Raw genomic sequence first — 26,695 nt, 5'->3', positions numbered from 1 at the left:
GTTGCTGCGCGTGCCCGGACGTGGGTCCGTCACGCGCGCGAGGTGCGCCGGAGTGTCAGGCGCTGAGCCCGTCCACGATCTCATTGAGCGTGGCGGAGGGACGCATGACCGCGGAGACCTTCTCGGGGACGGGCCAGTAGTACCCGCCGAGGTCCGCGGGGGAACCCTGGACGTCCAGCAGCTCGGCGTTGATGGTGTCCTCGTTCTCCCGCAGCTCGGAGGCGACCTTCTGGAACGCCTGCGCGAGCTCGGAGTCCTCGGTCTGCTGCGCGAGCTCCTCGGCCCAGAACATGGCCAGGTAGTAGTGCGAACCGCGGTTGTCGAGCTCGTTGACCTTGCGGGACGGGGACTTGTTCTCGTTGAGGAAGGTCCCGGTCGCGCGGTCCAGGGTGTCGGCGAGGACCTGCGCCTTGGCGTTGTCGTAGCGGCTGGCCAGGTGCTCGAAGGACGCGGCGAGCGCCAGGAACTCACCCAGGGAGTCCCAGCGCAGGTGGTTCTCCTCCTGCAGCTGCTGCACGTGCTTGGGCGCGGAGCCACCGGCGCCGGTCTCGAACAGGCCACCGCCGTTCATGAGCGGCACGATGGACAGCATCTTGGCGGACGTGCCCAGTTCCAGGATGGGGAACAGGTCCGTGAGGTAGTCGCGCAGCACGTTACCGGTCACCGAGATGGTGTCCTCGCCGCGGCGCAGGCGCTCCACCGTGAACTTGGTGGCCTCCACGGGGGAGAGGATCCGCAGGTCCAGACCGTCGGTGTCCTCCTCCGCGAGGTACTGCTCCACCTTGGTGATCAGGTTGCGGTCGTGGGCGCGGGACTCGTCCAGCCAGAACACGGCGGGCATCCCGGAGTCGCGGGAACGCCGCACGGCCAGCTGCACCCAGTCCTTGATGGGGGCGTCCTTGGCCTGGCACGCGCGCCAGATGTCCCCGGGCTGGACCTCGTGGGACAGCAACACCTCACCGGCGGCATTGACTACCTGGACGGTGCCGGCGTCCTGGATCTCGAAGGTCTTGTCGTGGGAGCCGTACTCCTCGGCCTTCTGTGCCATCAGACCCACGTTCGGAACGGTGCCCATGGTCGTGGGATCGTACGCGCCGTTCGCGCGGCAGTCGTCGATCACGACCTGATAGACCCCCGCGTAGGAGGAGTCCGGCAACACGGCCAGGGTGTCCTTCTGCTCGCCCTCGCGACCCCACATCTTTCCGGACGTGCGGATCATGGCGGGCATGGAGGCGTCCACGATCACGTCCGAGAGCACGTGGAGATTGGTGATGCCCTTGTCCGAGTTCACGTAGGCCAACTCGGGGCCCTCGTCGATGGCCTTGTCGAACGCGGCCTTGATCTCCTGGCCGTTGTCCAGGACATCCAGGCCCGAGAGGATTCCACCCAGGCCGTCGTTGGGGGACAGCCCCGCCTTGGCGAGGTCCTCTCCGTAGCGGTCGAAGACGTCCCGGAAGAACGCGGTGACCACATGGCCGAAGATGATGGGGTCGGAGACCTTCATCATGGTGGCCTTGAGGTGGGTGGAGAACAGGACGTCCTCGGACTTGGCGCGGGCCACCTGCTCCGCGAGGAACGCGTCCAGCGCGGTGGCGCTCATGAAGGTGCCGTCCACGACCTCACCGGCCAGTACGGGTAAGGACTCCTTGAGCACCGTGGTGCCCCGGTCGGTGACGAGCTGGATGGTCAGGGTGTCGTCCTCGGGGATGATCACGGACTTCTCGTTGCTGCGGAAGTCGTCGTGGCCGAGCGTGGCCACGTTGGTCTTGGAGTCCTTGCTCCACTCGCCCATGGAGTGCGGGTGCTGCCGGGCGTAGTTCTTCACGGCCTTGGGGGCGCGGCGGTCCGAGTTGCCCTCGCGCAGCACGGGGTTCACGGCGGAGCCCTTGACACGGTCGTAACGTGCGCGGATGTCCTTGGCCTCGTCCGAGGTGGCGACCTCGGGGTAGTCCGGCAGGTCGTAGCCGTCCGCCTGCAACTCCTTGATGGTGGCCTTCAGCTGCGGGATGGACGCGGAGATGTTCGGCAGCTTGACGATGTTCGCTTCCGGGGTCTCCACGAGTTCGCCCAGCTCGGCCAGGGTGTCCGGGACCCGCTGCTCGTCGGTAAGGCGGTCCGGGAACTGGGCCAGGATGCGCGCGGCCAGGGAAATATCCCGGGTCTCCACCTCCACACCGGCGGTGGAGGCGAACGCCTCCACGATCGGCTTGAACGAGTACGTAGCGAGCAGGGGTGCTTCGTCGGTCTCGGTGTAGATGATCTTGGGCATGAGCGATGGCTCCTTGCATTGACGGTCACTGGGCTGCCTCCCAGGATACCCGCTGGCCCGCGCCCGATTCCGTGTGCGGCGGGCCCACCGGCTGGTCACCACGCGCCCTACGCGCTGTCACGCTCGCGCACTCCCCGGAGTACGACGACGCGCGGCGCCGGTCCCGATCGACCGGCGCCGCGCGCCGTGGTGCAGTGGGCTCTCAGCCGTGCAGCGAGGTCCTGATCCGCTCGCGCTCGCGTTCGAGCTTGCGCACGCGGTGACCCAAAGAGAACATCCGCACGGACCCCACGAGGGCCATGATCAGGGCCCCGGCGATCGCCGAGAGCAGCATGGCCACGCCCAACGGGAGGCTGAACGTCCACGCCATGTACTCGAATCGCGTGGCCACGTTGTTCTGGATGATAAAGACCAGCAACAGGATCAGCACGATCACGCCCAGGATCAGCGCCGCCCACACGGTCCCCGACACGCCGCGCTTGACGGGCTTATCCAGCGAGGGATCCACGGGGGAGGCCGTACCCCCTGCCCCCGAGGCCGAGTGCGCGGTCCCGCTGTCCGTGACCGCCGTCCCGGGACGTTGCGCGTCCACGGGGGCCGACGGCGCCGGGTGTGCGTCCGCGTACCCCTCGCGCAGCGGTTCGCCCGCGGAACGGGAGCCGGGAGTGTGAGGCGGGCGTGCGGCGTCGTCCGGGGGGAGACGAGGCGTGTTACGGGGCTCGTGCGGTGTGTTGGTCACGGGGGGCCTCCTGACGGGGCGAAGTGAGGATGGCAACAGCGTACGGCCAATATCACGGAATGTGATTCGATGCTCGGCATTGCCCGCGCCACGACGAAATCATCCGACACTCCCGAGACACGAGGGAGGTTTCTCCCCGAAAAGGTTATCCGCGAGTAACCTGTGCTTCATCGTGAGACGCACCACAATCCATCGGTGATGCCGACCTCGGCTCGGGGTAACAACCACCGGGGTGCAACGCACATTCCATGGACACCATATCGGGAGGAAACGTCATGGGAAAGTACACCTTCAAGGGGAAGGCTGCCGTGTCCGTCGCGGCAATCGCTGCACTCACGCTGACCGGCTGCGCCAGCGTGGGCGGCGGCGGCAACGACAGCAACGGCGGCGGCGGTGCCAGCAGCGCAAGCGCCCAGAGCGGCGGCGTGGTCAATGTCGCCGAGACCAACAAGTTCTCGGGTGCCAATCCGGGCTACACCAAGACGAACCTGGACATCAATGGCCACGTGGCGGAGATGACCCGCGAAGGGTTCATCACGGTGGACCCGGAGCAGAAGATCCACCCCAACGAGGGCTTCGGCACGTACAAGAAGACCTCGGACGATCCCCTGACCGTCGAATACACGCTCAAGGACCCGCAGTGGTCGGACGGCAACAAGATCGACAAGGCCGATCTCATGCTGTGGTGGTCCCTGCTCTCCGGCTACGCCAATGACGCGAGCGAGGACGGCAAGGCCGGCAAGGACTACTTCACGATCGCCGGCTCCACGGACATCCTGGGCTCCACGGACAAGCCCGAGTTCTCCGAGGACGGCAAGACCATGACCGTCACGTGGGGCAAGCAGAACGCGGACTGGGAGATCGCCTTCGACGAGAACTACCTGATGCCCGCGCACGTGGTGGCCAAGAAGGCCGGGATGTCCGAGGACGAACTGCTCAAGGTGCTCGAGAACCAGAAGAAGGGCGATCCCAAGAACCCCCAGAAGCAGCCCGAGCTGGAGAAGATCGGTAAGGCCTGGGACACCTCCTTCAACTTCACGTCCACCCCGGACGACAAGGATGTCCTGCTCTCCAGCGGCCCCTACAAGATCGACAATGTGGTGGAGAACAACTCGGTCACGCTCAAGAAGAACGAGAACTACAACGGCAGCATGCCCGGCAAGCTGGACGAGATCACCCTGCGCACCATCGGCGACGCCACGGCTCAGATCCAGGCGCTGCGCAACGGCGAAGTGGACATCATGCAGCCGAACAACGTCAACAAGGACACGATGGACCAGGTCAAGCAGATCGAGAACGTGAACGTGCAGCAGGGCGACCAGCTCGCGTACGACCACGTGGACCTGAACTTCGGCTCGGACACCTTCAAGGACAAGGAGACCCGCGAGGCGTTCCTGAAGACCATCCCGCGCCAGCAGATCCTTGACCAGCTGGTCAAGCCGGTCAAGGAGGACGCCGAGGTGCTCAACTCGCAGATGTTCGTCTCCAGCCAGGGCGAGCCCTACACCAAGGCCGTGGAGGTCAACAAGGCCAAGGAGCTCTACGGGGACGTGGACATCGAGGGCGCCAAGAAGCTGCTCGGTGGCAAGACGCCCACCGTGCGGATCCTCTACAACAACGGCAATCCGCAGCGCGTGGACACCTTCCAGCTGATCAAGGAGTCCGCGGAGAAGGCCGGGTTCAAGGTCGAGGACCTGGGCGATCCCAACTGGTCCGAGAAGCTCGCGGACGGCGACTACGACGCGTCCCTGTACGGCTGGGTCTCCCCGGGTGTGGGCACCGAGATGCTCTCGCAGATCTTCAAGACCGGCGGCGGCGGCAACTACAACGAGTACTCGAACGCGGACGTGGACAAGCTCGTGGACGAGGCCCGCGCCAACCTGGACGAGTCCTCGCGCAACGACCAGATCGCTGAGGTGGACAAGCACACCTTCGAGGACGCCTACGGCCTCCCACTGTTCCAGTCCGTGGGCTACGTGGCCACCTCGGACAAGATCGCCGGAGTGGACCAGTACCAGCCGAACCAGACCGGTGTGTTCTGGAACGTCTCCGAGTGGAGCCGCAAGTAGGGCGGTCGACCTCGGTTGACCGAGTCCTTCCCCTCATGATGCTGCGCGGGCGCGGAACGCCGTGTCCGCGCAGCGTCGTGATCACCACTCGTTCAGAGGCAGCATCATGATTTCTTACATCCTCAGACGGCTCATCACCGCCGTCCTCATCCTGCTGGGCGCATCGTTCCTCGTGTACCTCATGACGGCGGTCTCCGGCGACCCGCTGTGGGACCTGTACGGAAACCCCAACGCCCAACAGCTGATCCCCGCCCGCGTGGAGGCCCTCAACCTGGACACACCGCCCGTGCTGCGCTACTTCACGTGGCTCGGCGGGGCACTCGGGTGCCTCGTGCCCTTTGCGGACACCTGCTCCCTGGGCGTGAGCCGCGAGGGCCAGGAAGTGACGAGCCTGCTCTCCTTCGCCATGGGCCAGACCATCATGCTGGTCACGATCGGTACCATCCTGGCCATCGTCGTGGGTATCACCCTGGGTATCGTCTCCGCACTGCGGCAGTACTCGGGCCTGGACTACGGCATCACGTTCCTGACCTTCCTGTGTTTCTCGCTGCCGAGCTTCTGGCTCGCGGTACTGCTCAAGGAAGTGGCGGCCATTCAGTTCAACGACTTCCTGCAGAACCCGTCACTGTCCATCGGGGCGCTGCTCGCAATCTCCGTGGTGGCCGGGCTCATCTGGTTCCTGGTCTCGTTCGGGCGCATGCGGACCCGCATCCTCATGGGTGTCCTGGGCTTCGTGGTCACCTTCGGGATCATCTACTTCGTGCTCGCGACCAACTGGCTAGCGCACCCCTTCCTGGGCATCCCGCTGATCGCACTGACCGGCATTCTGGTGGCCGTGACCGCCACCGTCCTCATGGCGGGACTACGCAACAAGCGGGCCCTGTACGCCGGGCTGGCCACCGTGGTGGTGGGTCTCGTGCTGTACTTCCCCGTCCAGGCCCTCTTCGTCGGGGGCGGGCTGCTGACCCTGCTGGCGTTGGTCGTCGTGATGATCCTGGTGGGTGTGGGAGCCGGTTACGTCGCCGGTGGCTACGACCGTGGTCAGGGCGCCCGCGTGGGCGGGGTCACCGGCTTCTTCGTGGCCCTGCTGATCATCCTGGACCGCTTCATGCAGTCGTGGCCGGACTACGTGAACTCCGGTCACATCCGGGGCCGGCCCATCGCCACGGCCAACTCCTCCACCCCGGGCCTGTCGGGTGACTTCTGGATCACCGGCCTGGACCGGTTCACCCACCTCTTGCTGCCCACCATCTGTATCACCCTGCTGGCGCTCGCGTCCTACTCGCGGTACTCGCGCGCGTCCATGCTGGAGATCATGGGCCAGGACTACGTGCGCACCGCGCGCGCCAAGGGCCTGTCGGAGCGGACCGTGGTCATGCGTCACGCGTTCCGCAACGCGCTGATCCCGCTGGCCACGCTCGTGGCCTACGACATCGGCGGTCTGATCGGCGGCGCGATCATCACGGAATCCGTTTTCGCGTTCACCGGTATGGGGCAGTTGTTCATCCAATCGGTGCGCAACGTGGACCCCAACCCGGTGATGGGCGTGTTCCTGATCACCGGCATCGTAGCCATGGTCTTCAACCTGATCGCTGACCTGGTGTACTCCGTACTCGACCCGCGCGTGAGGGTGAAAGCATGAGCCAGCCACAACCTATCGACGTCCCCCAGCAGGTCGAGCAGAATCCGCAGACCGGCGAGAAGCCCGAGGACGTGCGCGGCAAGAGCCAGGGGCAGCTGGTACGCCAGCGGTTCTTCGGCAACACGGGCGCCGTGGTGTCCCTGATCGTCCTGTTGTTCATCGTGGTGCTGTCCGTCACCTCGCTGGGTGTCGGTCCCATCCCGGGATGGTGGAAGTGGAACCCGGACGCCACGGGAACCGTGCTCAACGGTGGCCGGCCCACGCTGTCCCTGCTCCCGCCCTCGCTCGGGGAGCACCCGTTCGGCCAGGACAACCTGGGCCGTGACCTGTTCGCCATGGCCATGCAGGGCACCCAGTACTCCCTGGTGGTCATGATCGTGGTGGGCATCATCGCGGGCCTCGTGGGCACCGTGGTGGGTGGCCTCTCCGGGTACTTCCGGGGCTGGACCGAGGCCGTGCTGATGCGTCTGACCGACGTGATCATCATCATCCCCCTGGTGATCCTGGCAGCCCTGCTGGGCCGCCTGGCCATCTCGTGGGTGCGCACCCACAACCTGCCCACGTTCGCCACCGTGATTGCGCTGGGTCTGCTGATCGGTCTGGCCTCGTGGCCGCCGCTCGCGCGCCTGGTGCGCGGTGAGTTCCTCACGCTGCGCGAACGCGAGTTCGTGGACGCCGCGCGACTGGCCGGAGCCTCGAGCGGGCGGATCATCTTCAAGCACATCCTGCCCAACACCGTGGGTGTGATCACCGTGAACATCACGCTGCTGATGTCCTCGGCGATCCTGCTCGAGACCGCGCTGTCCTACCTGGGTCTGGGTATCCAGGCCCCGGACTGGTCCCTGGGCCGGTTGATCAGCGAGAACCAGACCGCCTTCGCGACCCGTCCGTGGTTGTTCTGGTGGCCGGGTGTGTTCATCGTGGCGATCGCGCTGACCATCAACTTCATCGGTGACGGTCTGCGTGACGCGTTCGATCCGCGCCAGCGCAAGTTCAACCCCAAGCGCGCCCGCGAGACCGGCGAGCGCACGGACCAGTACCCGGACGCGCTCACCGCATCCGAGCCGGGGACGAAGCCCGCGGTGAACGCCGGGGCCGACACCGGGACGCGCGGGGACACCGGCCGGGACGGACGATGATCAGTTCACACCGTGAACAGCACGGCGCTCGCGGCGGTCAGCACCACGACCGCCGCGAGCGGGCCGGGCGCGTACCGGGTCCGCACCGGATCGGGTGCACCGTCCCGGGCGAAGACGTCCAGTTCCCCGGTCTCGATCTTGCGCTGCCACGTGTCGCGGACGCGGTGCGCGGCGGCGCCGGAAGCGGTCGAGGTCAGGTCGCCCACGCGCACCGCGCCGCCCGGCCGGGCGATCGGGTGGTTGCGGTTCACGGCGTCCACGCCGGAGCGCAGGGCGGCACCCGCACCGGCGGAGGGCAGGGCGAAACACGAATGGGCGCCCTGGTCCGTGGCGATGGTCACCGCGAAGCGGGTGCGCACGTCCACGATCCGGCTCCACGGGATGCTCACCGTGCGCAGGGGGTTCACCACGCGCACGTCGTCCGCGTGCACCTCGAGCCGGGGGCGCCAGTACAGCGCGTACCCGAGCGCCGCCAGGGCGAGACCACCGGACACGGCGCCCGCGTGGTGCGCCACGGTGTGGCCCCAGCCCGCGAAGCACACCACCAGACCCAGGACCACCAGGAATCCCGTGAGCCACGGGGCCGACGACGCTCGGTAGGTTTCGGGCTCGGCGGCGGGTTCTCGGGTCATGACCCCCATGCTAGGCAATGCGCGCGTGCCGCAGCCGCGCGCCCAGTTCTCGACACGATGGAGCACACACGATGAGCACCTCGAACCAGCCCGGGGGAATCCCCGAGGGCACCCCGCGACCCCACGACGCGGCGCAGGACCCGGATGCCGCGGCGTCGTCGCACGAGGCCACGGCCGCCGAGCACAACGCCCCGTGGGACGGCACGCCGAGCGGCGACGGGCGCGTGGCCACCGAAGGCCCCGGTAACCCCTCCGCGGCCCACGGCCAGGCCGCCGGATCGTCCGGTGCCACGGCCGCCGACGCCGCTGCGGTCACCGGTCGCGCCCACGGAACCGCGGCCGCGGGTGCCGCCGTCGGCGGCAGTGCCGCGGCGGGTGCCACCGCCGAGGGCGCGCAGAAACGGCGCGGTCGGCGGGCGCAGCGCAACGAACCCACCGTGCGACGCGGCCCGGCCCGCAGGACCGTGGCCCGCGGTGAACCCGTGCTGAGCGTGCGCGGGCTGTCCGTAGACTTCGGTGTGGACCGTGACTGGGTGCCGGCCGCGATCGACCTGAACTACGACGTCGCCGCGGGCGAGGTGCTCGCGATCGTGGGCGAGTCCGGTTCGGGCAAGTCCGCGAGCTCGATGTCCATGCTGGGGCTGCTGCCCTCCAACGCGCGCGTGCGCGGTTCGGCCGTGCTGGCCGGGGAGGAACTGATCGGGCTGCGCGGCAACGCACTGCGGCGCGTGCGCGGCGAGGAGATCGCCGTGATCTTCCAGGAGCCCATGACCGCGCTGAACCCCGTGTACACGGTGGGCCAGCAGATCGTGGAGACCATCCGCCTGCACCGGGACATCTCACCCGCCGAGGCCGCCGAACGTGCCCGGCAGATGCTCACCATGGTGGAACTGCCGGACCCCGAGAAGGCATTCCGTTCCTACCCCCACCAGCTCTCCGGTGGTCAGCGGCAGCGCGCGATGATCGCGCAGTCCCTCTCGTGCGACCCCAAACTGCTGATCGCGGACGAGCCCACCACGGCCCTGGACGTGACCGTGCAGGCGGAGATCCTGGACCTGATTCGCAACCTCAAGGACCAGCTGGACTCGGCGGTCATCCTGATCACCCACGACATGGGTGTGGTGGCGGACCTCGCGGACAACATCGCGGTCATGCAGAAGGGCGTGATCGTGGAACAGGGCACGGCGGAGCAGATCTTCACCGCACCGCGCCACCCCTACACCCGCTCGTTGCTCGAGGCCGTGCCCCACCTGGGCCAGGGCAGCGAGAACGACGAGTCCGTGGACATGGTCGCCGCGCTCGAGCGTTCCGTGGTCATGCCCATGGTGGTGGACCGCAGCACGGCGGAGGCAGCGTCTATGGACACGCTCGCCCAGCGGGTCGTGGAACCGGTGCTGCAGTTGAATGACGTGGCCATCGAGTACCCCAAGCAGGGCCGCAACCCCGCGTTCCGCGCGGTCGAGGGCGTCAGCCTCACCGTGGCTGCCGGGGAGACCGTGGGTCTCGTGGGTGAATCCGGTTCCGGCAAGACCACGATCGGCCGCGCCGCGGTGGGACTGCTGCCCGTGGTCGAGGGATCGCTTGTGGTGGACGGCGTGGAACTGCACGGTGCCCCGCGCGCCAAGCTCAACGCGGTGCGCAAGGACGTGGGCATGGTCTTTCAGGACCCCGCGTCCTCGCTGAACCCGCGGCTGCCGATCGGTGAGTCGATCGGTGAGCCCATGTTCCTGGCCGGCGAGGCTAAAGGGGCGCAACTGCAGCAGCGCATCGAGCAACTCCTGGACCAGGTGCGGTTGCCGCGCAACTACCGCAATCGTTACCCGCACGAGCTCTCGGGCGGTCAGAAGCAGCGCGTGGGCATCGCCCGGGCCCTGTCCCTGAAGCCGAAACTGCTCGTAGCGGATGAACCCACGTCCGCGCTGGACGTGTCCGTGCAGGCCACGGTCCTGGAATTGTTCGAGCAGCTGCAAGCGGAGATGGGCTTCGCGTGCTTGTTCGTGACCCACGACCTCGCGGTGATCGACCGGCTCGCCAACCGGATCGTGGTCATGCAGCACGGGCACATCGTGGAACAGGGCTCGCGCGAAGCGGTGCTGCGCCACCCCGAGCAGGAGTACACCAAGCGCTTGCTCGCCGCGGTGCCCGTGCCCTCGCCCGAGGCCCAGCGCACGCGCCGCGAACTGCGTCAGCAGTTGGCCCACACGGTGTCCTGAGCATGATCGGAGCCCCGGGAGCAGCGCGGTTCGCGCGGCAGCCCGGGGCTCCGCCCATGGGGGACTCGGACGATATGCGTATGTGTTGAGCCCTGCCATCGTGCGCTGGCTCGCGTGGGGAATTACTACAGTGGGAGCCATGATGAATCCGGCACGCCTCAACTCCGACCTCTCCCGTCTGAGGCGGGAGACCGACATGTTCCTCGCGACCGTGGAGTCCCTCTCGGACGAAGAAATGGTGGGCCCCACCCTGTGCGAGGGTTGGGACCGCGCGCACGTGATCGCGCACCTGGCCTCCAACGCCCGCGCCCTGGTCAAGCTCATCGACTGGGCCACCACGGGTGAACCGCAGCAGCCCTACGAGTCCCACGAGGCGCGCGAGCAGGAGATCGACGAGCTCGCCGCGCTGCCCAAGGACGAGCTGATCGAGACCTTCAAGCAGAACGCGCAGTTCTTCGCCGAGCAGTGCGAGCGTCTCAAGGGCGACATCGTCACCGAAGAGCTCGACCTGCACGATAAGCCCGTCCCGGCCACGTCCGTGCCCGCGGTGCGGATCGCGGAGGTCGTGGTGCACCACCACGACCTGGACACCACGTGGACCGTGGCGGAAGCGGACCCGGACTCCCTGCTCAACGCCGTGGAGGCCGCGGTGCGCACCATGCGGGCCAAGGGTGCCCCGGGGATGACCCTGCGCACCGAGGAGCGGGACGAGTGGATCATCGGCGACGGCGGTCAGCTCATCACCTCCGACCGCGAGGGCATGCTGCGGTGGCTGGCCCGCGGTGACGACGAGTTCGTGGAGTCCGAGGGCGCCCTGCCCGAGCTCCCCGCGTGGTGAACGCGGCCCGCTGATCCGCTGTCGGACTGACCCCGCTGGGCCTCCCAGCGGGGTCAGTCGCGCATCAGGAGAACACCGCGATCCCGTAGGCCGCGAAGATCACCAGGTGCGCCGCACCGTGGATCGACGTGACCCTGGAGGATGCGAACGTGGTGAGGGACAGCCCCAGCGTGATCCCGAGCAGCGCCAGGTTCGCGGGGCTCTCGGCGAGCACGACCGTTTGATCGGTGAGCAGCCCGATCACGAGTATCGCCGGGATGGTCAGCCCCACCGTGGACACCAGCGCCCCGTGGCACAGGTTGCTCACGCGCTGGATCTCCCCGGCCAGGGCGGCGCGCAACGCGGTGAGGGATTCGGGCAGGAACACGATGGCCGCGATCAGCGCGCCGGCCAGCGCGGGCGGTGCCCCCACACGGCCGAGCCCATCGTCCAACAGGGAGGCCATATCGTGGGACAGCACCACGATGGGCACCACGGTGATCACGAGCAATGCCAGGCGCGCGAGGATCTCGGTGCGGTGCTCGGCCAGGACCGAGCGCAGGGAAGGATGCGTCGTCGTCTCCCGGGCCGCGGTCTCCGGACCCGGGCGCAACCGGGGGTCCACTTCGGTGAAGTCCACGGCCTGCGCGCCCGTCTGTCGGTACAGGAAGAACGCGTAGATCGCCACGGTGACTGCGATGATGGAGATCTCCTGCCACGGCTGGTACGCGCCGTCGGTGCCGAGCGCCGCGGGTAGCACGAAGGTCAGGGCGCTCAGGACCACGAGCAGCGCCAGGTAGTTGGAGGTTCCCGTCCGATTGTGGGCCATGTCCCCGTGCTTGAGGCCGCCCACGAGCAGGCACAGACCGATTACCAGGTTGAGGATGATCATGGCCACGGCCATCACGGAGTCCCGCGCGATCGTGGCGTGCTCACCGGGGCCCAGCATGACCGCGGAGATCAACACCACCTCGATCACGACGATGGACAGGGTCAGCACCAGCGAACCGTACGGATCGCCGAGTCGGTGGGCCAGGTGTTCGGCCTGCCGCACGACGCCCGTGGCCGCGTACAGGATCACGCCCACGATCACCACGAGCGCCCCCACGAGCAGCGGGGAGGACACGGGTGGGGCCAGCAGCGAGCCGGAGAGTTGAAGCAGCACGAAGAATCCCCATCCCGCGATCACGCGGGCCAGGGCTCCCGGAGTTAGGATGGAACGACATATGGGGGACATGGAAGCGTCAGCTCGATTCTCGGGACTGTGCGCGCCCCGGTCCGGGCGGGGTCGTCCCCAAAACGTGGATGTGCTGACGGGTCGTCCCGTCGGGGGAGGCGATGTCCGGGTCTCAGTCACGCACCGCGAACAACCACGGATCCGCTCGATCCGTGTGCGGATCGCCAAAGTTCACGAACGTGCGGCCCTTGGCCTCCACGACATTGTATTCCTGGATAACTTCCAGGCTGAGCCGTTCGCGGTGGGCGACCTCCACGATCACCGCGGTGGCACCGGAGCGGTCCGGGAGGGTGGCGGGGTAGGCCAGTGCGGCGACGAGCAATCCGGAGGCCTTCTCGCGCGCGATGTCCCGCAGTTCGGCCAGCACATCCTGGGGGGCCAGATCGTTCACGCGAGACGGGTCCACCGAATCCAGTTCGAACTCCCCGTCCTTGGCGCCGGTGACCAGGAAGGCCGGGAATGCTCCGTACTGGCGCACCTGTTCCTCCACGACCGCCTGGACGTGGCTCAGTGCGGTGTCCACGGTCTCCACGGCGGAGTCCGAGACCCACTGGCGCCACGCGTTGTCGTGATCCGCGCGGGCGCGCGCGGCGTCCGCCCGGGTCATCCGGGAGGTGCCCTTGGAAGGCGTGGAGCGGCGTCGTGATGAACGGGCGGAGGACTGAGCCACGAAGTGGGACCCCTTCGGGAGATCGGCGGGAGAACGGGAGTGCTGAGTCCAGGGTAGGCGCTCGCTAGACTGGATCGGAACCAATCAGCGAATACCAGGAGCATGCATGTCTGCGATCAATCGCGAGCAGGTGGGGCACCTGGCCGAACTCGCGCGCATCGAGATGTCGGACGAGGAACTGGCCCGTGTGGCCGGTGAACTCGATCTCATCGTCGAATCCGTGGCCTCGGTCAGCCAAGCCGCCGGGGACGACGTCCCCGCCACGAGCCACCCCCTGCCGTTGCACAACGTCTTCCGCGAGGACGTGGTGGGGGAGACCCTCACGCAGGAGGAAGCCCTGAGCAACGCACCGGACAGCCAGGACGGCAAGTTCCGGGTCCCGGCGATCCTGGACGGGGAGTGAGCATGAGCGAGCGCATCGTAGAACTGTCCGCCGCGGACCTCGCGGCCAAGCTGGCCTCCGGTGAGGTCTCCTCGGTGGACGCCGTGACCGCGCACCTCGAGCAGATCGAGGCCACGGACGGCACCCCGCTGGACGCCCAGGACCGCTCGCGCGGGACCGACGGGCTGAACGCGTTCCTGCACCGCAACCGCGAGGAGGCCCTGGACGTGGCCCGTGGTGTGGACGAGGCACGCGCCAAGGGTGAGCAGTTGCCCGAGCTCGCGGGTGTGCCCGTGGCGGTCAAGGACCTCATCGTGACCAAGGGCCAGCCCACCACGGCGGCGTCCCGGATGCTCGAGGGTTGGATGAGCCCGTACGACGGCACGGTGACCCGCAAGCTGCGTGCGGCGCGCATGCCCATCCTGGGCAAGACCAACCTGGACGAGTTCGCCATGGGTTCGTCCACCGAGCACTCGGCGTTCGGTCCCACGCGCAACCCGTGGGACCTGCGCAAGATCCCGGGCGGTTCCGGTGGCGGTTCCGCCGCCGCGGTCTCCGCGTTCCAGGCGCCCCTGGCCCTGGGCACGGATACCGGTGGCTCCATCCGCCAGCCCGCGGCCGTGACCGGCACGGTGGGCGTCAAGCCCACGTACGGTTCGGTGTCCCGTTACGGCGTGATTGCCATGGCGTCCTCGCTCGACCAGGTGGGCCCGTGCTCCCGCACGGTGCTCGACGCCGCGCTGTTGCACGAGGTCGTGGGCGGTCACGATCCCGCCGACTCCACTTCGCTGACGGATCCCGTGGGCTCCTACGCCCGCGCCGCGCGCGAGGGATCTGCCGAGGGCGGGCTCAAGGGGCTGCGCGTGGGCGTGGTCCAGCAGCTGAGCGGCGAGGGTTTCCAGGCCGGTGTGCAGCAGCGCTTCGAGGAGTCCCTCGAACTCCTGCGCGCCGCGGGCGCCGAGATCGTGGACGTCCAGACGCCCAACTTCGAGTACGCGCTGGGTGCCTATTACCTGATCATGTCCTCGGAGGTCTCCTCCAACCTGGCCAAGTACGACGGCGTGCGCTTCGGTCTGCGCGTCACTCCCGAGGGCACTCCCACCATCGAGAAGGTCATGAGCGCGTCCCGCGCCGCAGGCTTCGGGGACGAGGTCAAGCGCCGGATCATCCTGGGGACGTACGCGCTGTCCGCGGGGTACTACGACGCGTACTACGGTTCCGCGCAGCAGGTGCGCACGCTCGTACAGCGCGATTTCGCGGCGGCGTTTGAGAAGGCGGACGTGCTGATCTCGCCCACCGCGCCCACCACCGCGTTCGACATCGGGGGCGTGGACGAGTCCGCGGATCCCATGCAGATGTACCTGAACGACATTGCCACGATCCCCACCAACCTCGCGGGGATCCCCGCGATCTCCCTGCCGGGCGGCCTGGCACCGGAGGACGGGCTGCCCGTGGGGATCCAGTTCATGGCACCGGCGCGCGAGGACGCCCGCGTGTACCGCGCCGGGGCCGGTCTGGAGCGGTTGCTCACCGAGCAGTGGGGCGGGCCGCTGTGGCGGGAACGCGCCGACGTGACCGCCACCGTTCGTGACTTTGCGGCCACTGCCGCGCAGGGAGGCAAGTGATGAGCCAGGACGTGCTGTCCTTCGAGGAAGCCCTCGAGCGCTTCGACCCCGTCCTGGGGTTCGAGGTGCACGTGGAGCTGAACACCAAGACCAAGATGTTCGATGCCGCCCCCAACACCTTTGGGGACGAGCCCAACACCAACGTGACCCCGGTGTCCCTGGGGCTGCCCGGCGTGCTGCCGGTGGTCAACGGCAAGGCAGTGGAATCCGCGATCAAGCTCGGTCTCGCGCTGAACTGCTCGATCGCGCAGAAGTGCCACTTCGCACGGAAGAACTACTTCTACCCGGACACCCCCAAGAACTTCCAGACCTCGCAGTTCGACGAGCCCATCGCGTTCGACGGGCACCTGGACCTCGAGCTGGAGGACGGCACGGAGTTCCGCGTGGAGATCGAGCGCGCCCACATGGAGGAGGACGCCGGCAAGCTGACCCACATGGGCGGGGATGCCGGGCGGATCCAGAACGCGCAGTACTCCCTGGTGGACTACAACCGCGCAGGTGTGCCGCTCATCGAGATCGTGACCAAGCCCATCGTGGGTGCGGGGGAGCGGGCGCCGGAACTGGCCCGCGCCTACGTGGCCGCGATCCGCGAGATCGTGAAGAACCTCGGCATCTCGGACGCCCGCATGGAGCGCGGCAACGTGCGCTGCGACGCGAACGTGTCTCTGATGCCCAAGGGCGCCACGCAGTTCGGCACGCGCTCGGAGACGAAGAACGTGAACTCGCTGCGCGCCGTGGAGCGCACCGTGCGCTACGAGATCCAGCGCCACGCCGCCGTGCTCGCCGCGGGGGTGAAGGTCACGCAGGAGACCCGCTTCTGGCACGAGGACACCCGGTCCACGACCGCGGGGCGGCCCAAGTCGGACGCGGACGACTACCGCTATTTCCCCGAACCGGACCTGGTGCCCGTGGTGACCACGGCGGACTGGATCGAGGAACTGCGCGCGAGCCTTCCCGAGCCCCCCGCCGAGCGCCGCAAGCGGCTGAAGGCGGACTGGGGGTACACGGACGAGGAGTTCCGCGACGTCGTCAACGCGGGTGTGCTGGACGAGATCGAGCAGACCATTGCCGCGGGCGCCTCCGCCGCCGTGGCGCGCAAGTGGTGGATGGGTGAGATCGCCCGCCTCGCCAAGCAGCGCGAGGTCGAGATCGCGGACCTGCCCGTGACCCCGGCCCACGTGGTCGAACTCAACGGGCTGATCGACGGCGGCAAGATCAACGACAAGCTGGCCAAGAAGGTCCTCGGTTTCGTGGTCGAGGGTGAGGGCACCCCGGCGGAGATCGTGGAGTCCCGCGGGCTCGCGGTCGTCTCCGACGACGGCGCCCTCACCGCAGCCGTGGACGACGCCATGGCCCAGATGCCGGACGTGGTCGAGAAGATCAAGGGCGGCAAGGTCCAGGCCGTGGGCGCCCTGATCGGACCGGTCATGAAGGCCACGCGCGGCCAGGCGGACGCCGGACGCGTGCGCCAGATCATCCTGGGGAAGCTCGGCGTGCAGGGCTGACGCCCCCCGTCACGAGCACGGAGAAGGCCGGTTCCGGGACCCTCACGGGGTCGTGGAACCGGCCTTCTCTCGTGGACGTTCCGCCGCTCAGTCTTCCGTTTCCTCCGCGACCCGCCACTCCCGCAACCCGTTCGCCGTCGCCGAGTCCGTGGTGATGATCCCCGCGATGCGCTCGCGGATCTGCCGGTCCTCCTGCGGGGAGCGGCACACACCGTTGGGCTGGTCCGAGGCCGTGGAGCACCACTGGAACCGGCCGTCCTGGGTGTTGGAGCTCGGTGCCCAGGCCAGGTCGCTGACCCGCCACCCGCCGTCGTCCCCGCGCGCGAACTGGAAGCGCGTGATCAGACCCTGGTTGTTGTTCTCGTACGCCGGGGATGTCTCCGTGACGGTGTTGCCCAGTCCGTAGACGATCCACTTGCCGTTGTAGTGCTCGATGGGCTGCACGCTGTGCGAACCGTGACCGTACACGGCGTCGAACGCACCGGAATCGATCAGCGAGTGGGCCGTAGTTTTCTGGTCGGCGTCGGCGTCGTCCTGGTACTCGATGATCGAGTGCATGGCCGCGATCACCACGTCCGCGCCCTGCTGGCGCGCCTTCTTCGCCTGCGCCACGGCGCGGTCGATATCCTGTCGCGCGGGCTGCGGCTCCTCGGCGGGGTCCCGCAGCCGGTCCACCTGCCAGTCGTGCTCCGCCCGCTGGCCGTTGAGACTGTTGGTCCCGGTGACCACGGCCACGGTCCCGGCCGGGGTCTCCAGCAGCATGGGCTCCTCGGATGCGCGCTCGGAAGTGTACGAACCGGTGTGCTTGAGGCTCGCCTCGTCGAGGGTCGCCAAGGTCCGGTTCACGCCCTCGGTGCCGCGGTCCACGGTGTGATTGGTCGCGGACGTGCACGCGTCGTAACCCGTGTTCTTGGCCGCCACGGTGATCTCCGGCGGCACACTGAAGCTCGGGTAGGCCGAGTAGGGCCCACCCTTGGGCGCCACCGGGGTCTCCATCTCGCAGATGGCCACGTCGGCCTGGTCCAGGTACGGCTTCTGACCGGCCAGCAGCGGGTCGAAGTCGAAGTGTCTGCCTTCATTCATGGCCGGGTCCACCGCGAAGTTGCGCCACAGGCCTTCGTGCAGCAGGAGATCACCGGTCATCGCCACGGTGAAGCACGCGTCCTCGGGACACTCCGGGCCCTTACCGGGCTCGCTCGCACGGGCCGTCTCGCTCGTCGCCCGGCTGGTGGCGGACGACGTCGCTGCGCCGGGATCCTGCCCCGCGTCCTCCTGGGCATCCCCGCCCGAGGCCCCGCACCCGGAGACCAGCAAAGCCACCCCGGTCAGTGCCGCGGCCCCGGCGATCCGCGGCGAGCGTGATCGTCGGGCGGCGCGGGATGAACGGGGTCGGAGGGGTAGGGGAGGCATGCTGCGATGCTATCGCACACGTCCGTGATATGAATCACCTCCGTTTAGGTCATAAAAATCTGACCAAATTCGTCGCAAACCCTTCCGTCCACCTTTTTGAAAGGTTAGGCTTTCCTAAGTTTTGCGGATCGGGTGCGGTCGGGATGTTCTCGGCGGGCCCGGTGGGATTGGTCACAACGGAAGCGGGGACGATCGTGGGTCGAACCGACAACGGTGCACAGCTCGGGTACGTGGGCGTGCCGGGGCGAGTCGTGTCACTCGCGCACCGCATGCTCGCGGGCGCGGGCCGAGCGAACGTGGTCGCCTACCGCCTCGAGGGTCAACCTACACTGCCGTGCTTGGCGCACGGGTTCGTGCCGGACGGCCGGATGGTCATGGCCGCGGCTCCCCACCCCGATGTCGCTGCGCTGACCCCGGCGGGGCAGACCGTGGACGTGCGCGTGGACATCGCCAAGTTCGCTCCGGACCCCTCCGTACGCATCGTGGCGGCCAGTGCACACTTCCTGGCGGGTCTCGAGTGGCTGACCCCGGGCGAGACCGACGAACTCCTCATGGCGGGGGAGTTGCCGGAGCTCGTGGCGACCGTGGCCGACACGGCGTCCGGGCGACTCGCGATCGTCTCCACGGCACGGGTCGTGGTTCATGACGGTTCCGGTGCCACGCCACTGAGCGTCGACCAGGTGCGGGCGTTCGGCCGCGAGCTCGGGGATTCCATGGCCGCGGTGAACACCGAAGTCGTGGCCCTGGACGCCGCGGTGTCCGTGGATCCATTCGATCTGGCCGGGATGTGCGATGCCGCGGAGAACGGATGGATCCCCGCCCACCTGCTCACGCGTAAGCCCTCGAGCGGCGGGTGCGCTCACACCCGGAATCGGGATTTCGTGGTGGACGTGGATCTCACCGGGGTCACGGTTCTGCGCGAGGGTTCGACCGCTACCAGCGTCTACTTCGTCCCGTTCCATCGTCCGACGTCGTCCGCGCAAGACCTCGCCGACAACCTCGCATCCCTGCTGGGCACCCCCGCCGCAGCGTGACACTGCGCCGGTACCCCAGCGGCAGCGTCACACCCCGAGGCCGTCCGGCGGTCGTGTGAACCTGCCGGGGCTCGATCAATCGTTGCAGACATGAGAGGACCGCGAGTCGCATGACTCGCGGTCCTCTCATGTCTGCAGTTGTTACTCGGTGAGCTCCGCGATCAGCGGGCTTCGTAGCTCGCGCAGTTGGCGTCCGCAGTGACCTCGATCGAGGAGGCGGTGCACAATAGGTCCTTGTTGTGTACGCACTCGAGGCGCTGGCACGCGCCCACCTGGCCGTTGGCGGTGGGCAGGCCACCGCGGGCGTCGAGCGAGATGAACGTGGTGCACGAGGCCTCGGAGCCCTGGCCGCCCACCGTGATGGCGGGGGCGGTGCAGCCGTTGTCGTTGAAGGCGCAGCCGGTGGCGGTGCAAGCGGAAACAGCGGTGAGAGTGGCCATGATCTTCTCCTGTGATTCGGGTGGTGCTCTGATCGTCGGATGAACTGATATGAACACTACGGGTGTTTTTCGGGGCGCGCCAGTAAGTTGACCCTTATGGTAAAAGGTCGTTACCTAATTCGGGTTAGGTACGCCTGAGTTTGTTGAGGGTGCACTCACCGGAATAGGGAAATGATGTTTGCCCTAATGGTGCGGCCTCACCCCTAGCTCCGTGCCGCCCGTGTGCATCCACCCACGGGCAGTGGGTTGCCGCGGGTCGACGTGTTATCCGGTTTATCCCCGGCAATTCACAGGAATAAACCGGACAGCGAATACGCCGCGAATCCCGCGATGAATGCGATCAGGAAATTCTTGCTCACCACATTCACGATTACGGAAATCACCGCCGCGAGAATCAATCGGCTCAGCTGCACCCCGGAATCGGCCTCCAACAATGTGTAAGCGACCAGGATCAGCATGAGTCCGGCGGGCAGGAGGGCGGAGATCTCCCGCAGGTCCTCCCGATCGCGGAACCGGTGGGCCAACAGCACGGGGAACAAGCGCAGGGAATAGGTCACGGCCGCGCACACGATGATGGCTGCGATCATGTCAGGCACCGCCTTTCGTGATCCTCGAGCGGCTGCGGCGCGGGCGTTTGACGAGCACGACACACAAGACCGCGTAACACAACATGGCACCGAGCAGGAACAGGTCGCGGGGCAGCAGCAGCCCCACCGCAATGGAGGCCAGGGCGGCGAGCACGATCGTCCCGCGCTGCGTGGCCGCGCTCAGGGCGCTGATGAACAGCAGGGTGAACAACCCGGTCAGTGCGAAGTCGAAACCGTCGAAGGACTCGGGGATGAGTCCGCCCGCCACGGCCCCGACCGCGGCACCGAAGACCCAGTAGAACTGGGAGATGCCCTGGATCAGCATGAGCTCGTGCTGCGTGGTGGGGCGCACGCCGCTGTTGATGAGCGCGTAGGCCTCGTCGGTCAGGGCGTAGGGGCCGTAGAACTTGGCGAACGGTGAATGCAACAGGTGGGTGGGGTAGGAGAAGCCGTAGAAGACGTGCCGGCTGTTGACCAGCAGTGTGGTCACCGCGATCTGCACCAGACCGGCTCCGGCGGAGACCAATCCCACGAGCAGGAACTCGATCGATCCCGCGAAGACCACGAGGGCCGTGAGGGGCGCTAGGTACGGCGCGAATCCCAGGGAGACCGTGTAGGCGCCGAAGGCCATCCCGAGGGGCAGGTATCCCATGGCCACGGGGACCGTGACGCGCAGTGCCCACGTCAGCGTCCCCTTGTCCGAACTCATCCGTCACGCTCCCATCCGCCACCGCGACGCCACGGGGCCGAGGGCCACGTTAGCGGGTGGGGTGACACGTGGTCGCTCATGCGCGTCCGGCACGTCTATAATGTGGCTCACATGACATCCCGTTATGAAACTCCCGAACAGCTCGTGGCCACCGCTCGACTCACCGGATTGACCGCGCAGCGGAACGGCCCGGTCATCGCCCTGCGGCAGGAACTGTCCTCGGACGGCAAGCGCTACGTCAAGCACGCGTGGTCGGTACCCCACCCGAACGACGGCGATAGTGCACCTGTCCCCCTGACCTCCGGCGACCACGGGGTCCAGGAGGTGTGCCCGGCGCCGTCGGGGGAGCTCTACTTCACGTCCGACCGGCCCGTGGACGGGGACGACGAGAAGCGCTCGCGGTTGTGGCTGCTCCCCGAACACGGCGAGGCCCGCATGGTCCTGGACATGCCCGAGGGCATCTCGGACCCGAAACTGGGCGGTGACACGCTGTTCTTCCTCTCGGGCATGCACCCGAGCGCCAAGGGCGCGCCGGACGAGCTCGCCCGCAATCGTGAGTTGCACGAGTTGCGCGAGGAAGCCGGCGCGAGTCCGGTGCTCTACGACCGCGCGCCGTCCAGGTACTGGGACCAGGACCTCCCCGCCGCCGAGACCGCCCTGTGGTTCGTGGACACCGCCGCGCTCGCGGACGCCCGGGACGCCAGGGAGGCCGTGCGTCGCGTCGACCTGCCCGCCGGGCGGTTGACCCACTACTCGGTCGCCCCGGACGGCACCTGGCTGCTCGCCCAGTTGACCGCGTGGTTGCCGGAGGGCTGGGAACGGTCCCAGCTGTGGCGCGTGCCGCTCACGGCGGACGGCTGCGGGGAACCCGAGCTGTTCCGGGACGCCAATGCGGAGGACAGCTGGGAGCCCGGGCCCATGTCCCCGGACGGCAGCCGGGTCGTCCTGCAGCGGGACGTGGCGTGGCGCGACGGTACCAACATGCAGCTCTCGCTGTGGGTCCACGACCTGCGCACGGGGCGGGACACGGAAGTGGTGCCCACCGACGAGTACTGGGCGGGGGAACCCCGGTGGATCGATGACGACTCGTTCGTGTGCACGTCCGACCATCAGGGCCGCGGGATCGTCCTGCGGGTCACGTGCCCGCGGGACGCCGAACCCTCGATCGACGTCCTGGCCGGCGGTGCCGACCAGCCGTGGACCTACTCCGCGGTCCACCCCGTGGGGGACGCGTTCTACGGACTGCGGGCCACCTACGACCATCCCCTCGAAGCCGTCACGTGGTCCGGTCGTGACTTCTCTGCGGAGCCCACCCGGATCGACGGCCTCGTACCCGACGACGCCGTCCCCGGCCGCCTCGAGGAGGTCACCACGACCGCCGAGGACGGGACGCGAATCCGCGCGTGGCTCGCGCTGCCCGAGGGGGAAGGGACCGAACACCCGTTGCTCGTGTTCGTCCACGGTGGACCGTGGGCGTCCAACAACCAGTGGAGCTGGCGCTGGAACCCGTGGCCGTTCGTGGCCCGCGGCTACGCCGTGCTGTTGCCTGACCCGGCCATCTCCACGGGCTACGGGCAGGCCATGATCGACCGCGGTCAGCAGGAACTGGGCGGCGCGCCGTTCACGGATGTGATGGCCCTCGTGGAGGCCACGACGCAGCGTGCGGACATCGACACGCAGCGCCAGGCCCTGCTGGGCGGTTCCTACGGCGGGTACATGGCCAACTGGGTGGCCACGCAGACGGCGGACCGGTTCCGGTGCATCGTGACCCACGCGTCCCTGTGGAACGTGGACTCCATGGGTGCCACCACGGACAACACCGAATGGCGCGAGGCCATGGGTCCCGCCCAGGCCGCCGTGTACTCACCGCACCGCTTCGTAGAGCGGATCCAGGTCCCCATGCTCGTGATCCACGGAGACAAGGACTACCGGGTCCCGATCTCCCAGAGCCTCGAGCTGTGGTCCGATCTGCAGTTGCGCACCCGGGTGGAGGGCCACCGGTTCCTGTACTTCCCGGACGAGAACCACTGGATCCTCAAGCCGGCCAACTCGCGGGCGTGGTACGAGACCGTGCTCGCGTTCGTGGCCGAACACGTGCTCGGTGAGGACTGGCAGCGCCCCGAACTGCTCGGCTGAGCGCACGGGAGACATGCATCACGTGTGCTCCGGGGTGGTGGCGGAGGGGAGTAGAATCTCCACGATTCCCCTCTGCCTCCACTCATGAAGAGAGACTTGCGTATGTCTGAATCCACCGCCCAGCGCGCCGATCTGCGCAACGTGGCCATCGTGGCCCACGTTGACCACGGCAAGACCACCATCGTCGACGCCATGCTCCAGCAGACGAACGCGTTCTCCAGCCACGGAGAGGTCGAGGAACGGGTCATGGACTCGGGCGACCTGGAGCGTGAGAAGGGCATCACCATCCTGGCCAAGAACACCACGGTGTTCTACGACGGCCCCGCGGCCGACGGCGAGACCATCACGATCAACGTGATCGACACCCCGGGCCACGCGGACTTCGGCGGCGAGGTGGAGCGCGGTCTGTCCATGGTGGACGGCGTCGTGCTGCTCGTGGACGCGTCCGAGGGCCCGCTGCCCCAGACCCGGTTCGTGCTGCGCAAGGCCCTAGAGGCCAAACTGCCCGTGATCGTCGTCGTCAACAAGGTGGACCGCCCGGACGCCCGGATCGACGAGGTCGTCTCCGACACCATGGACCTGCTGCTGGGCCTGGCCTCGGACATCGCCGAGGACCACCCGGACCTGGACCTGGACGCCGTCCTGGACGTGCCCGTGGTCTACGCCTCCGGCAAGGCCGGCCGTGCCTCCACCGACCAGCCCGGCAACGGCGAGCTGCCGGACAACGAGGACCTCGAGCCGCTGTTCCGCACCATCATCGAGCACATCCCCGCGCCGTCCTACAACCCGGACGGCGTGCTGCAGGCGCACGTGACCAACCTGGACGCCTCCCCCTTCCTGGGTCGCCTGGCCCTGCTGCGTATCTTCAACGGGACGCTGAAGAAGGGCCAGACCGTGGCGTGGGCGCGTCACGACGGGACCCTCAAGAGCGTGCGCATCTCCGAACTGCTGGCCACCAAGGGCCTGGACCGGGTGCCCGCGGAGAGCGCCGGGCCCGGTGAGATCGTGGCCGTGGCCGGGATCGAGGACATCACCATCGGTGAGACCCTCACGGACCTCGAGAACCCTGAGCCGCTGCCGCTGATCACGGTGGACGATCCCGCGATCTCCATGACCATCGGGATCAACACGTCGCCCTTGGCAGGACGCGTCAAGGGCGCCAAGGTCACCGCGCGCCAGGTCAAGGACCGCCTGGACAAGGAGCTCATCGGCAACGTCTCGCTGCGCGTGCTGCCCACCCAGCGTCCCGACGCGTGGGAGGTGCAGGGCCGCGGCGAGCTGGCCCTGGCCATCCTCGTGGAGCAGATGCGCCGCGAGGGCTTCGAGATCACTGCCGGCAAGCCGCAGGTGGTCACCAGGACCGTGGACGGCAAGGTCCACGAGCCCTACGAGCACATGACGATCGACGCCCCGGACGAGTTCCTGGGTGCGATCACCCAGCTCATGGCCGCGCGCAAGGGCCGCATGAAGGGCATGAGCAACCACGGCACCGGGTGGGTGCGCATGGAGTTCAAGGTCCCCTCGCGCGGTCTGATCGGCTTCCGCACCAAGTTCCTCACGGAAACCCGCGGTGCGGGCATCGCGTCGTCGTACGCGGACGGCTACGAGCCGTGGGCCGGCGAGATCGAGTACCGCACCAACGGTTCCATGATCGCGGACCGCGCCGGTGTGGTCACCCCGTACGCCATGATCAACCTTCAGGAGCGCGGCTCGTTCTTCGTGGAGCCCACCTCCGAGGTCTACGAGGGCATGATCGTGGGTGAGAATTCCCGCGCGGACGACATGGACGTGAACATCACCAAGGAGAAGAAGCTCACCAACATGCGCTCGTCCACGGCGGACAGCTTCGAGAACCTCACGCCCCCGCGCAAGCTCACGCTCGAGGAGTCCCTCGAGTTCGCGCGCGAGGACGAGTGCGTGGAGGTCACCCCGGAGGCCATCCGCATCCGCAAGGTGGTCCTGGACGCCAACGAGCGCCTCAAGGTCGCCCGGCAGCGGGCCCGCGCCTGATCGTGGCCGATCCTCGATACCCGGGCGGGGGACACGCGACCGAGGGGGCGGTGGAGACACTGCTTCCCGGGGACGTGGACCCCGCCCGGGCTCGCGTGTTGTGGGTGCACGCCCACCCGGACGACGAAGCCATCGTCACCGGCGCATCCATCGGATACTACGGCGCGCTGGGCGCCACCACGGTGTTGCTGACCATGACGCGCGGCGAACGCGGCGAGGTCATTCCGCCCGCCCTGCGTCACCTGGAGGTGGGCCAACCCGGGTGCCCGGACACCGACGGCACCGCGCTGGGGCTCTACCGCGTCGGTGAGCTCGACGCCGCCGCGGCCGCCATGGGGCTCGCGGACCGGTTCTTCGCGGGGGAGCCCCCCGCCCACGATCCCGCCGTGGGTTTCGCCAACGGCGCGGACAAGTACCTGGATTCCGGGATGAGCTGGGGGCCCGACGGCCGCCCGCAGCCCGCCGAGGACGTCTCACCCGCAGCACTCACGGCGGCGGATCCGCGGGAGGCCGCCGCCCACGTGGCCGCGGTCATCCGTGCGGTGCGTCCTCACGCCGTGATCACCTACGACGACGACGGCGGGTACGGTCACCCGGACCACGTGGCCACGCACGGGGTCACGCTGCGCGCCGTGGACCTCGCCGCATCAGCACCGGACACCGCCCACGACGCGTGGGACGTCCCCCTGACGTGGGGGATCGAGAGCGACGTGAACCCCTCGGACGAACGGCCGCAAGCGGCGATCCACGGTGACCTGGCCGTGAAGCGGGCGGCGATGGCGGCGCACGCCACACAGATCATGCTGGGCGAGGATCCGCAGGACACCACGTACGAGCTGTCCAACGGTGTGCCGCAGACCCTCGGCACCACCGAGACCTTCCGCCTGTTGCGTCGGGGCGGACGATGAACGCGTCCGGACCGCACCGCACCGCCCCGTGGGAGAGCACCCCGGCCGCGCAGACCGCCGGCGACCACGCGCCCGGGGGAGCCGAGAAGCAACGGCCGGGAGCGGCGTCGTCGTTGGTGACGGCCCTGCTCACGGGACTCGCGGCGGGAGCGGTGGCCACGGCCATGCACGCGAACATCTGGTACCTGGACGGCTGGTGGCTCCCGTGGGGGCTCGTGTTCTCCGGGGCGCTGCTGTTGTGCGCGAGCGTGTGGTGCGGTACCGCGACCCGGCGCGTGTGGGCGGCTGCCGTCCCCGGGCTCGTGACATACGTGATCGCGTGGGCAACCGCATACCTGCGGGAGGGCTCGGCACTCGTGGTCACCACGTGGGCCGCGCCCGTGGGGATCGTGGGGTTGCTGTGGTTCGCCGTGATCTTCGTGGCGGTCATGGCCTCCGTGATTGTTACGGGGCGTTGGCTGGTGCGCTCGCGGGCGCGGTAGCCTCGAATGCCCGCCGCTAGAATGGTCGAGGACTCGGGAA

22 protein-coding genes are annotated in these 26,695 nt (G+C 68.1%); 13 read left to right on the top strand and 9 right to left on the bottom strand.

What is annotated here, in order from left to right; all coding sequences use genetic code 11:
- Positions 1–55: 55 nt before the first annotated feature.
- Both AS25_RS12010 and AS25_RS12005 read right to left on the bottom strand, forming a co-directional pair.
- Positions 56–2,269, bottom strand: a complete 2,214-nt coding sequence (locus tag AS25_RS12010) for an NADP-dependent isocitrate dehydrogenase (protein ID WP_035965378.1) — start codon at positions 2,267–2,269, stop codon at positions 56–58.
- A 202-nt stretch (positions 2,270–2,471) separates the two neighbouring features.
- Positions 2,472–3,008 carry a LapA family protein gene (locus tag AS25_RS12005; protein ID WP_035965377.1) on the bottom strand — a complete coding sequence of 179 codons (537 nt, stop codon included), beginning with the start codon at positions 3,006–3,008 and terminating at the stop codon, positions 2,472–2,474.
- A gap of 275 nt (positions 3,009–3,283) precedes the next feature.
- On the opposite strand from AS25_RS12005, the gene AS25_RS12000 reads away from it, so the two are divergent.
- The 3 genes from AS25_RS12000 (at position 3,284) to AS25_RS11990 (ending at position 7,858) form a co-directional block, all read left to right on the top strand.
- Positions 3,284–5,077 carry an ABC transporter family substrate-binding protein gene (locus AS25_RS12000; RefSeq protein WP_035965375.1) on the top strand — a complete coding sequence of 598 codons (1,794 nt, stop codon included), beginning with the start codon at positions 3,284–3,286 and terminating at the stop codon, positions 5,075–5,077.
- A gap of 106 nt (positions 5,078–5,183) precedes the next feature.
- Positions 5,184–6,719 (top strand): ABC transporter permease, encoded by a 1,536-nt coding sequence (locus AS25_RS11995; protein ID WP_035965469.1) that lies wholly within the window; start codon positions 5,184–5,186, stop codon positions 6,717–6,719.
- Positions 6,716–7,858: an ABC transporter permease gene (locus AS25_RS11990; RefSeq protein ID WP_084118193.1), complete on the top strand. Its 1,143-nt coding sequence runs from the start codon at positions 6,716–6,718 to the stop codon at positions 7,856–7,858. Before AS25_RS11995 ends, AS25_RS11990 begins: the two co-directional genes overlap by 4 nt.
- Positions 7,859–7,863: 5 nt before the next feature.
- Here the strand turns inward: AS25_RS11990 and AS25_RS11985 are convergent, their stop codons facing one another.
- Positions 7,864–8,490 carry a PH domain-containing protein gene (locus AS25_RS11985; protein ID WP_253270576.1) on the bottom strand — a complete coding sequence of 209 codons (627 nt, stop codon included), beginning with the start codon at positions 8,488–8,490 and terminating at the stop codon, positions 7,864–7,866.
- A gap of 71 nt (positions 8,491–8,561) precedes the next feature.
- On the opposite strand from AS25_RS11985, the gene AS25_RS11980 reads away from it, so the two are divergent.
- A complete protein-coding gene (locus AS25_RS11980; protein WP_253270575.1) occupies positions 8,562–10,703 on the top strand; it encodes an ABC transporter ATP-binding protein in 2,142 nt (713 codons plus the stop codon).
- A gap of 139 nt (positions 10,704–10,842) precedes the next feature.
- Positions 10,843–11,541, top strand: a complete 699-nt coding sequence (locus AS25_RS11975; protein WP_035965370.1) for a maleylpyruvate isomerase family mycothiol-dependent enzyme — start codon at positions 10,843–10,845, stop codon at positions 11,539–11,541.
- 64 nt (positions 11,542–11,605) lie between these two features.
- Here the strand turns inward: AS25_RS11975 and AS25_RS11970 are convergent, their stop codons facing one another.
- Together AS25_RS11970 and AS25_RS11965 are read right to left on the bottom strand one after the other, a co-directional pair.
- Positions 11,606–12,757: a calcium:cation antiporter gene (locus AS25_RS11970; protein ID WP_035965369.1), complete on the bottom strand. Its 1,152-nt coding sequence runs from the start codon at positions 12,755–12,757 to the stop codon at positions 11,606–11,608.
- 112 nt (positions 12,758–12,869) lie between these two features.
- On the bottom strand, positions 12,870–13,427 hold the full coding sequence (locus tag AS25_RS11965) for a hypothetical protein (protein WP_253270574.1): 558 nt from the start codon (positions 13,425–13,427) through the stop codon (positions 12,870–12,872).
- A gap of 106 nt (positions 13,428–13,533) precedes the next feature.
- Between AS25_RS11965 and gatC the strand changes: the two genes are divergently transcribed.
- Genes gatC through gatB form a run of 3 tightly spaced genes read left to right on the top strand, consistent with a single transcriptional unit; the run spans position 13,534 to position 16,939 of the window.
- A complete protein-coding gene (gatC, locus tag AS25_RS11960; protein ID WP_035965365.1) occupies positions 13,534–13,830 on the top strand; it encodes an Asp-tRNA(Asn)/Glu-tRNA(Gln) amidotransferase subunit GatC in 297 nt (98 codons plus the stop codon).
- Between the two features lie 2 nt (positions 13,831–13,832).
- A complete protein-coding gene (gene gatA, locus AS25_RS11955) occupies positions 13,833–15,434 on the top strand; it encodes an Asp-tRNA(Asn)/Glu-tRNA(Gln) amidotransferase subunit GatA (protein WP_035965363.1) in 1,602 nt (533 codons plus the stop codon).
- Complete coding sequence (gene gatB, locus AS25_RS11950; protein ID WP_035965362.1) at positions 15,434–16,939, top strand: Asp-tRNA(Asn)/Glu-tRNA(Gln) amidotransferase subunit GatB; 1,506 nt, start codon at positions 15,434–15,436, stop codon at positions 16,937–16,939. The genes gatA and gatB overlap by 1 nt, the downstream gene beginning before the upstream one ends.
- An 87-nt stretch (positions 16,940–17,026) precedes the next feature.
- Here gatB and AS25_RS11945 read toward each other — a convergent pair whose 3' ends face one another.
- Positions 17,027–18,349 carry a CapA family protein gene (locus AS25_RS11945; protein ID WP_084118192.1) on the bottom strand — a complete coding sequence of 441 codons (1,323 nt, stop codon included), beginning with the start codon at positions 18,347–18,349 and terminating at the stop codon, positions 17,027–17,029.
- A 194-nt stretch (positions 18,350–18,543) separates the two neighbouring features.
- Here AS25_RS11945 and AS25_RS11940 point away from each other — a divergent pair, with 194 nt between their 5' ends.
- Positions 18,544–19,383 (top strand): hypothetical protein, encoded by an 840-nt coding sequence (locus AS25_RS11940; protein WP_035965464.1) that lies wholly within the window; start codon positions 18,544–18,546, stop codon positions 19,381–19,383.
- A gap of 161 nt (positions 19,384–19,544) precedes the next feature.
- Here the strand turns inward: AS25_RS11940 and AS25_RS11935 are convergent, their stop codons facing one another.
- The 3 genes from AS25_RS11935 to AS25_RS11925 all read right to left on the bottom strand — a co-directional run bounded on the left by AS25_RS11935 (position 19,545) and on the right by AS25_RS11925 (position 21,119).
- Positions 19,545–19,823: a DUF1540 domain-containing protein gene (locus tag AS25_RS11935; RefSeq protein WP_035965361.1), complete on the bottom strand. Its 279-nt coding sequence runs from the start codon at positions 19,821–19,823 to the stop codon at positions 19,545–19,547.
- A 287-nt stretch (positions 19,824–20,110) separates the two neighbouring features.
- Entirely contained in the window at positions 20,111–20,410 is a 300-nt protein-coding gene (locus AS25_RS11930; RefSeq protein ID WP_035965360.1) for an AzlD domain-containing protein, read from the bottom strand.
- Position 20,411: 1 nt separating this feature from the next.
- Positions 20,412–21,119: an AzlC family ABC transporter permease gene (locus AS25_RS11925; protein ID WP_035965359.1), complete on the bottom strand. Its 708-nt coding sequence runs from the start codon at positions 21,117–21,119 to the stop codon at positions 20,412–20,414.
- 111 nt (positions 21,120–21,230) lie between these two features.
- On the opposite strand from AS25_RS11925, the gene AS25_RS11920 reads away from it, so the two are divergent.
- The 4 genes from AS25_RS11920 to AS25_RS11905 all read left to right on the top strand — a co-directional run bounded on the left by AS25_RS11920 (position 21,231) and on the right by AS25_RS11905 (position 26,655).
- Positions 21,231–23,255, top strand: coding sequence for a S9 family peptidase (locus tag AS25_RS11920; RefSeq protein ID WP_035965356.1), 2,025 nt, complete (start codon positions 21,231–21,233; stop codon positions 23,253–23,255).
- A 102-nt stretch (positions 23,256–23,357) separates the two neighbouring features.
- Positions 23,358–25,265 (top strand): translational GTPase TypA, encoded by a 1,908-nt coding sequence (typA, locus tag AS25_RS11915; RefSeq protein ID WP_035965354.1) that lies wholly within the window; start codon positions 23,358–23,360, stop codon positions 25,263–25,265.
- A gap of 50 nt (positions 25,266–25,315) precedes the next feature.
- Positions 25,316–26,173 carry a PIG-L family deacetylase gene (locus AS25_RS11910; protein ID WP_253270573.1) on the top strand — a complete coding sequence of 286 codons (858 nt, stop codon included), beginning with the start codon at positions 25,316–25,318 and terminating at the stop codon, positions 26,171–26,173.
- Positions 26,170–26,655 carry a hypothetical protein gene (locus AS25_RS11905; RefSeq protein WP_253270572.1) on the top strand — a complete coding sequence of 162 codons (486 nt, stop codon included), beginning with the start codon at positions 26,170–26,172 and terminating at the stop codon, positions 26,653–26,655. The genes AS25_RS11910 and AS25_RS11905 overlap by 4 nt, the downstream gene beginning before the upstream one ends.
- Positions 26,656–26,695 lie beyond the last annotated feature (40 nt).

This window comes from Kocuria marina (assembly GCF_000786655.1).
GTDB classification, from domain to species: Bacteria; Actinomycetota; Actinomycetes; order Actinomycetales; family Micrococcaceae; genus Kocuria; species Kocuria marina_A.
Note: the sequence above shows the minus strand (reverse complement) of the source record. Positions and strands in the feature narration are given on the sequence as shown.

Excerpts from the sequence above, each read along its gene's own strand:
- AS25_RS12010 (WP_035965378.1), bottom strand. The coding sequence starts at position 2,269 with ATGCCCAAGATCATCTACACCGAGACCGACGAAGCACCCCTGCTCGCT.
- AS25_RS12000 (WP_035965375.1), top strand. The coding sequence starts at position 3,284 with ATGGGAAAGTACACCTTCAAGGGGAAGGCTGCCGTGTCCGTCGCGGCA.
- AS25_RS11995 (WP_035965469.1), top strand. The coding sequence starts at position 5,184 with ATGATTTCTTACATCCTCAGACGGCTCATCACCGCCGTCCTCATCCTG.
- AS25_RS11990 (WP_084118193.1), top strand. The coding sequence starts at position 6,716 with ATGAGCCAGCCACAACCTATCGACGTCCCCCAGCAGGTCGAGCAGAAT.
- AS25_RS11985 (WP_253270576.1), bottom strand. The coding sequence starts at position 8,490 with ATGACCCGAGAACCCGCCGCCGAGCCCGAAACCTACCGAGCGTCGTCG.
- AS25_RS11980 (WP_253270575.1), top strand. The coding sequence starts at position 8,562 with ATGAGCACCTCGAACCAGCCCGGGGGAATCCCCGAGGGCACCCCGCGA.
- AS25_RS11975 (WP_035965370.1), top strand. The coding sequence starts at position 10,843 with ATGATGAATCCGGCACGCCTCAACTCCGACCTCTCCCGTCTGAGGCGG.
- AS25_RS11970 (WP_035965369.1), bottom strand. The coding sequence starts at position 12,757 with ATGTCCCCCATATGTCGTTCCATCCTAACTCCGGGAGCCCTGGCCCGC.
- gatC (WP_035965365.1), top strand. The coding sequence starts at position 13,534 with ATGTCTGCGATCAATCGCGAGCAGGTGGGGCACCTGGCCGAACTCGCG.
- gatA (WP_035965363.1), top strand. The coding sequence starts at position 13,833 with ATGAGCGAGCGCATCGTAGAACTGTCCGCCGCGGACCTCGCGGCCAAG.
- gatB (WP_035965362.1), top strand. The coding sequence starts at position 15,434 with ATGAGCCAGGACGTGCTGTCCTTCGAGGAAGCCCTCGAGCGCTTCGAC.
- AS25_RS11945 (WP_084118192.1), bottom strand. The coding sequence starts at position 18,349 with ATGCCTCCCCTACCCCTCCGACCCCGTTCATCCCGCGCCGCCCGACGA.
- AS25_RS11935 (WP_035965361.1), bottom strand. The coding sequence starts at position 19,823 with ATGGCCACTCTCACCGCTGTTTCCGCTTGCACCGCCACCGGCTGCGCC.
- AS25_RS11930 (WP_035965360.1), bottom strand. The coding sequence starts at position 20,410 with ATGATCGCAGCCATCATCGTGTGCGCGGCCGTGACCTATTCCCTGCGC.
- AS25_RS11925 (WP_035965359.1), bottom strand. The coding sequence starts at position 21,119 with ATGAGTTCGGACAAGGGGACGCTGACGTGGGCACTGCGCGTCACGGTC.
- AS25_RS11920 (WP_035965356.1), top strand. The coding sequence starts at position 21,231 with ATGACATCCCGTTATGAAACTCCCGAACAGCTCGTGGCCACCGCTCGA.
- typA (WP_035965354.1), top strand. The coding sequence starts at position 23,358 with ATGTCTGAATCCACCGCCCAGCGCGCCGATCTGCGCAACGTGGCCATC.
- AS25_RS11905 (WP_253270572.1), top strand. The coding sequence starts at position 26,170 with ATGAACGCGTCCGGACCGCACCGCACCGCCCCGTGGGAGAGCACCCCG.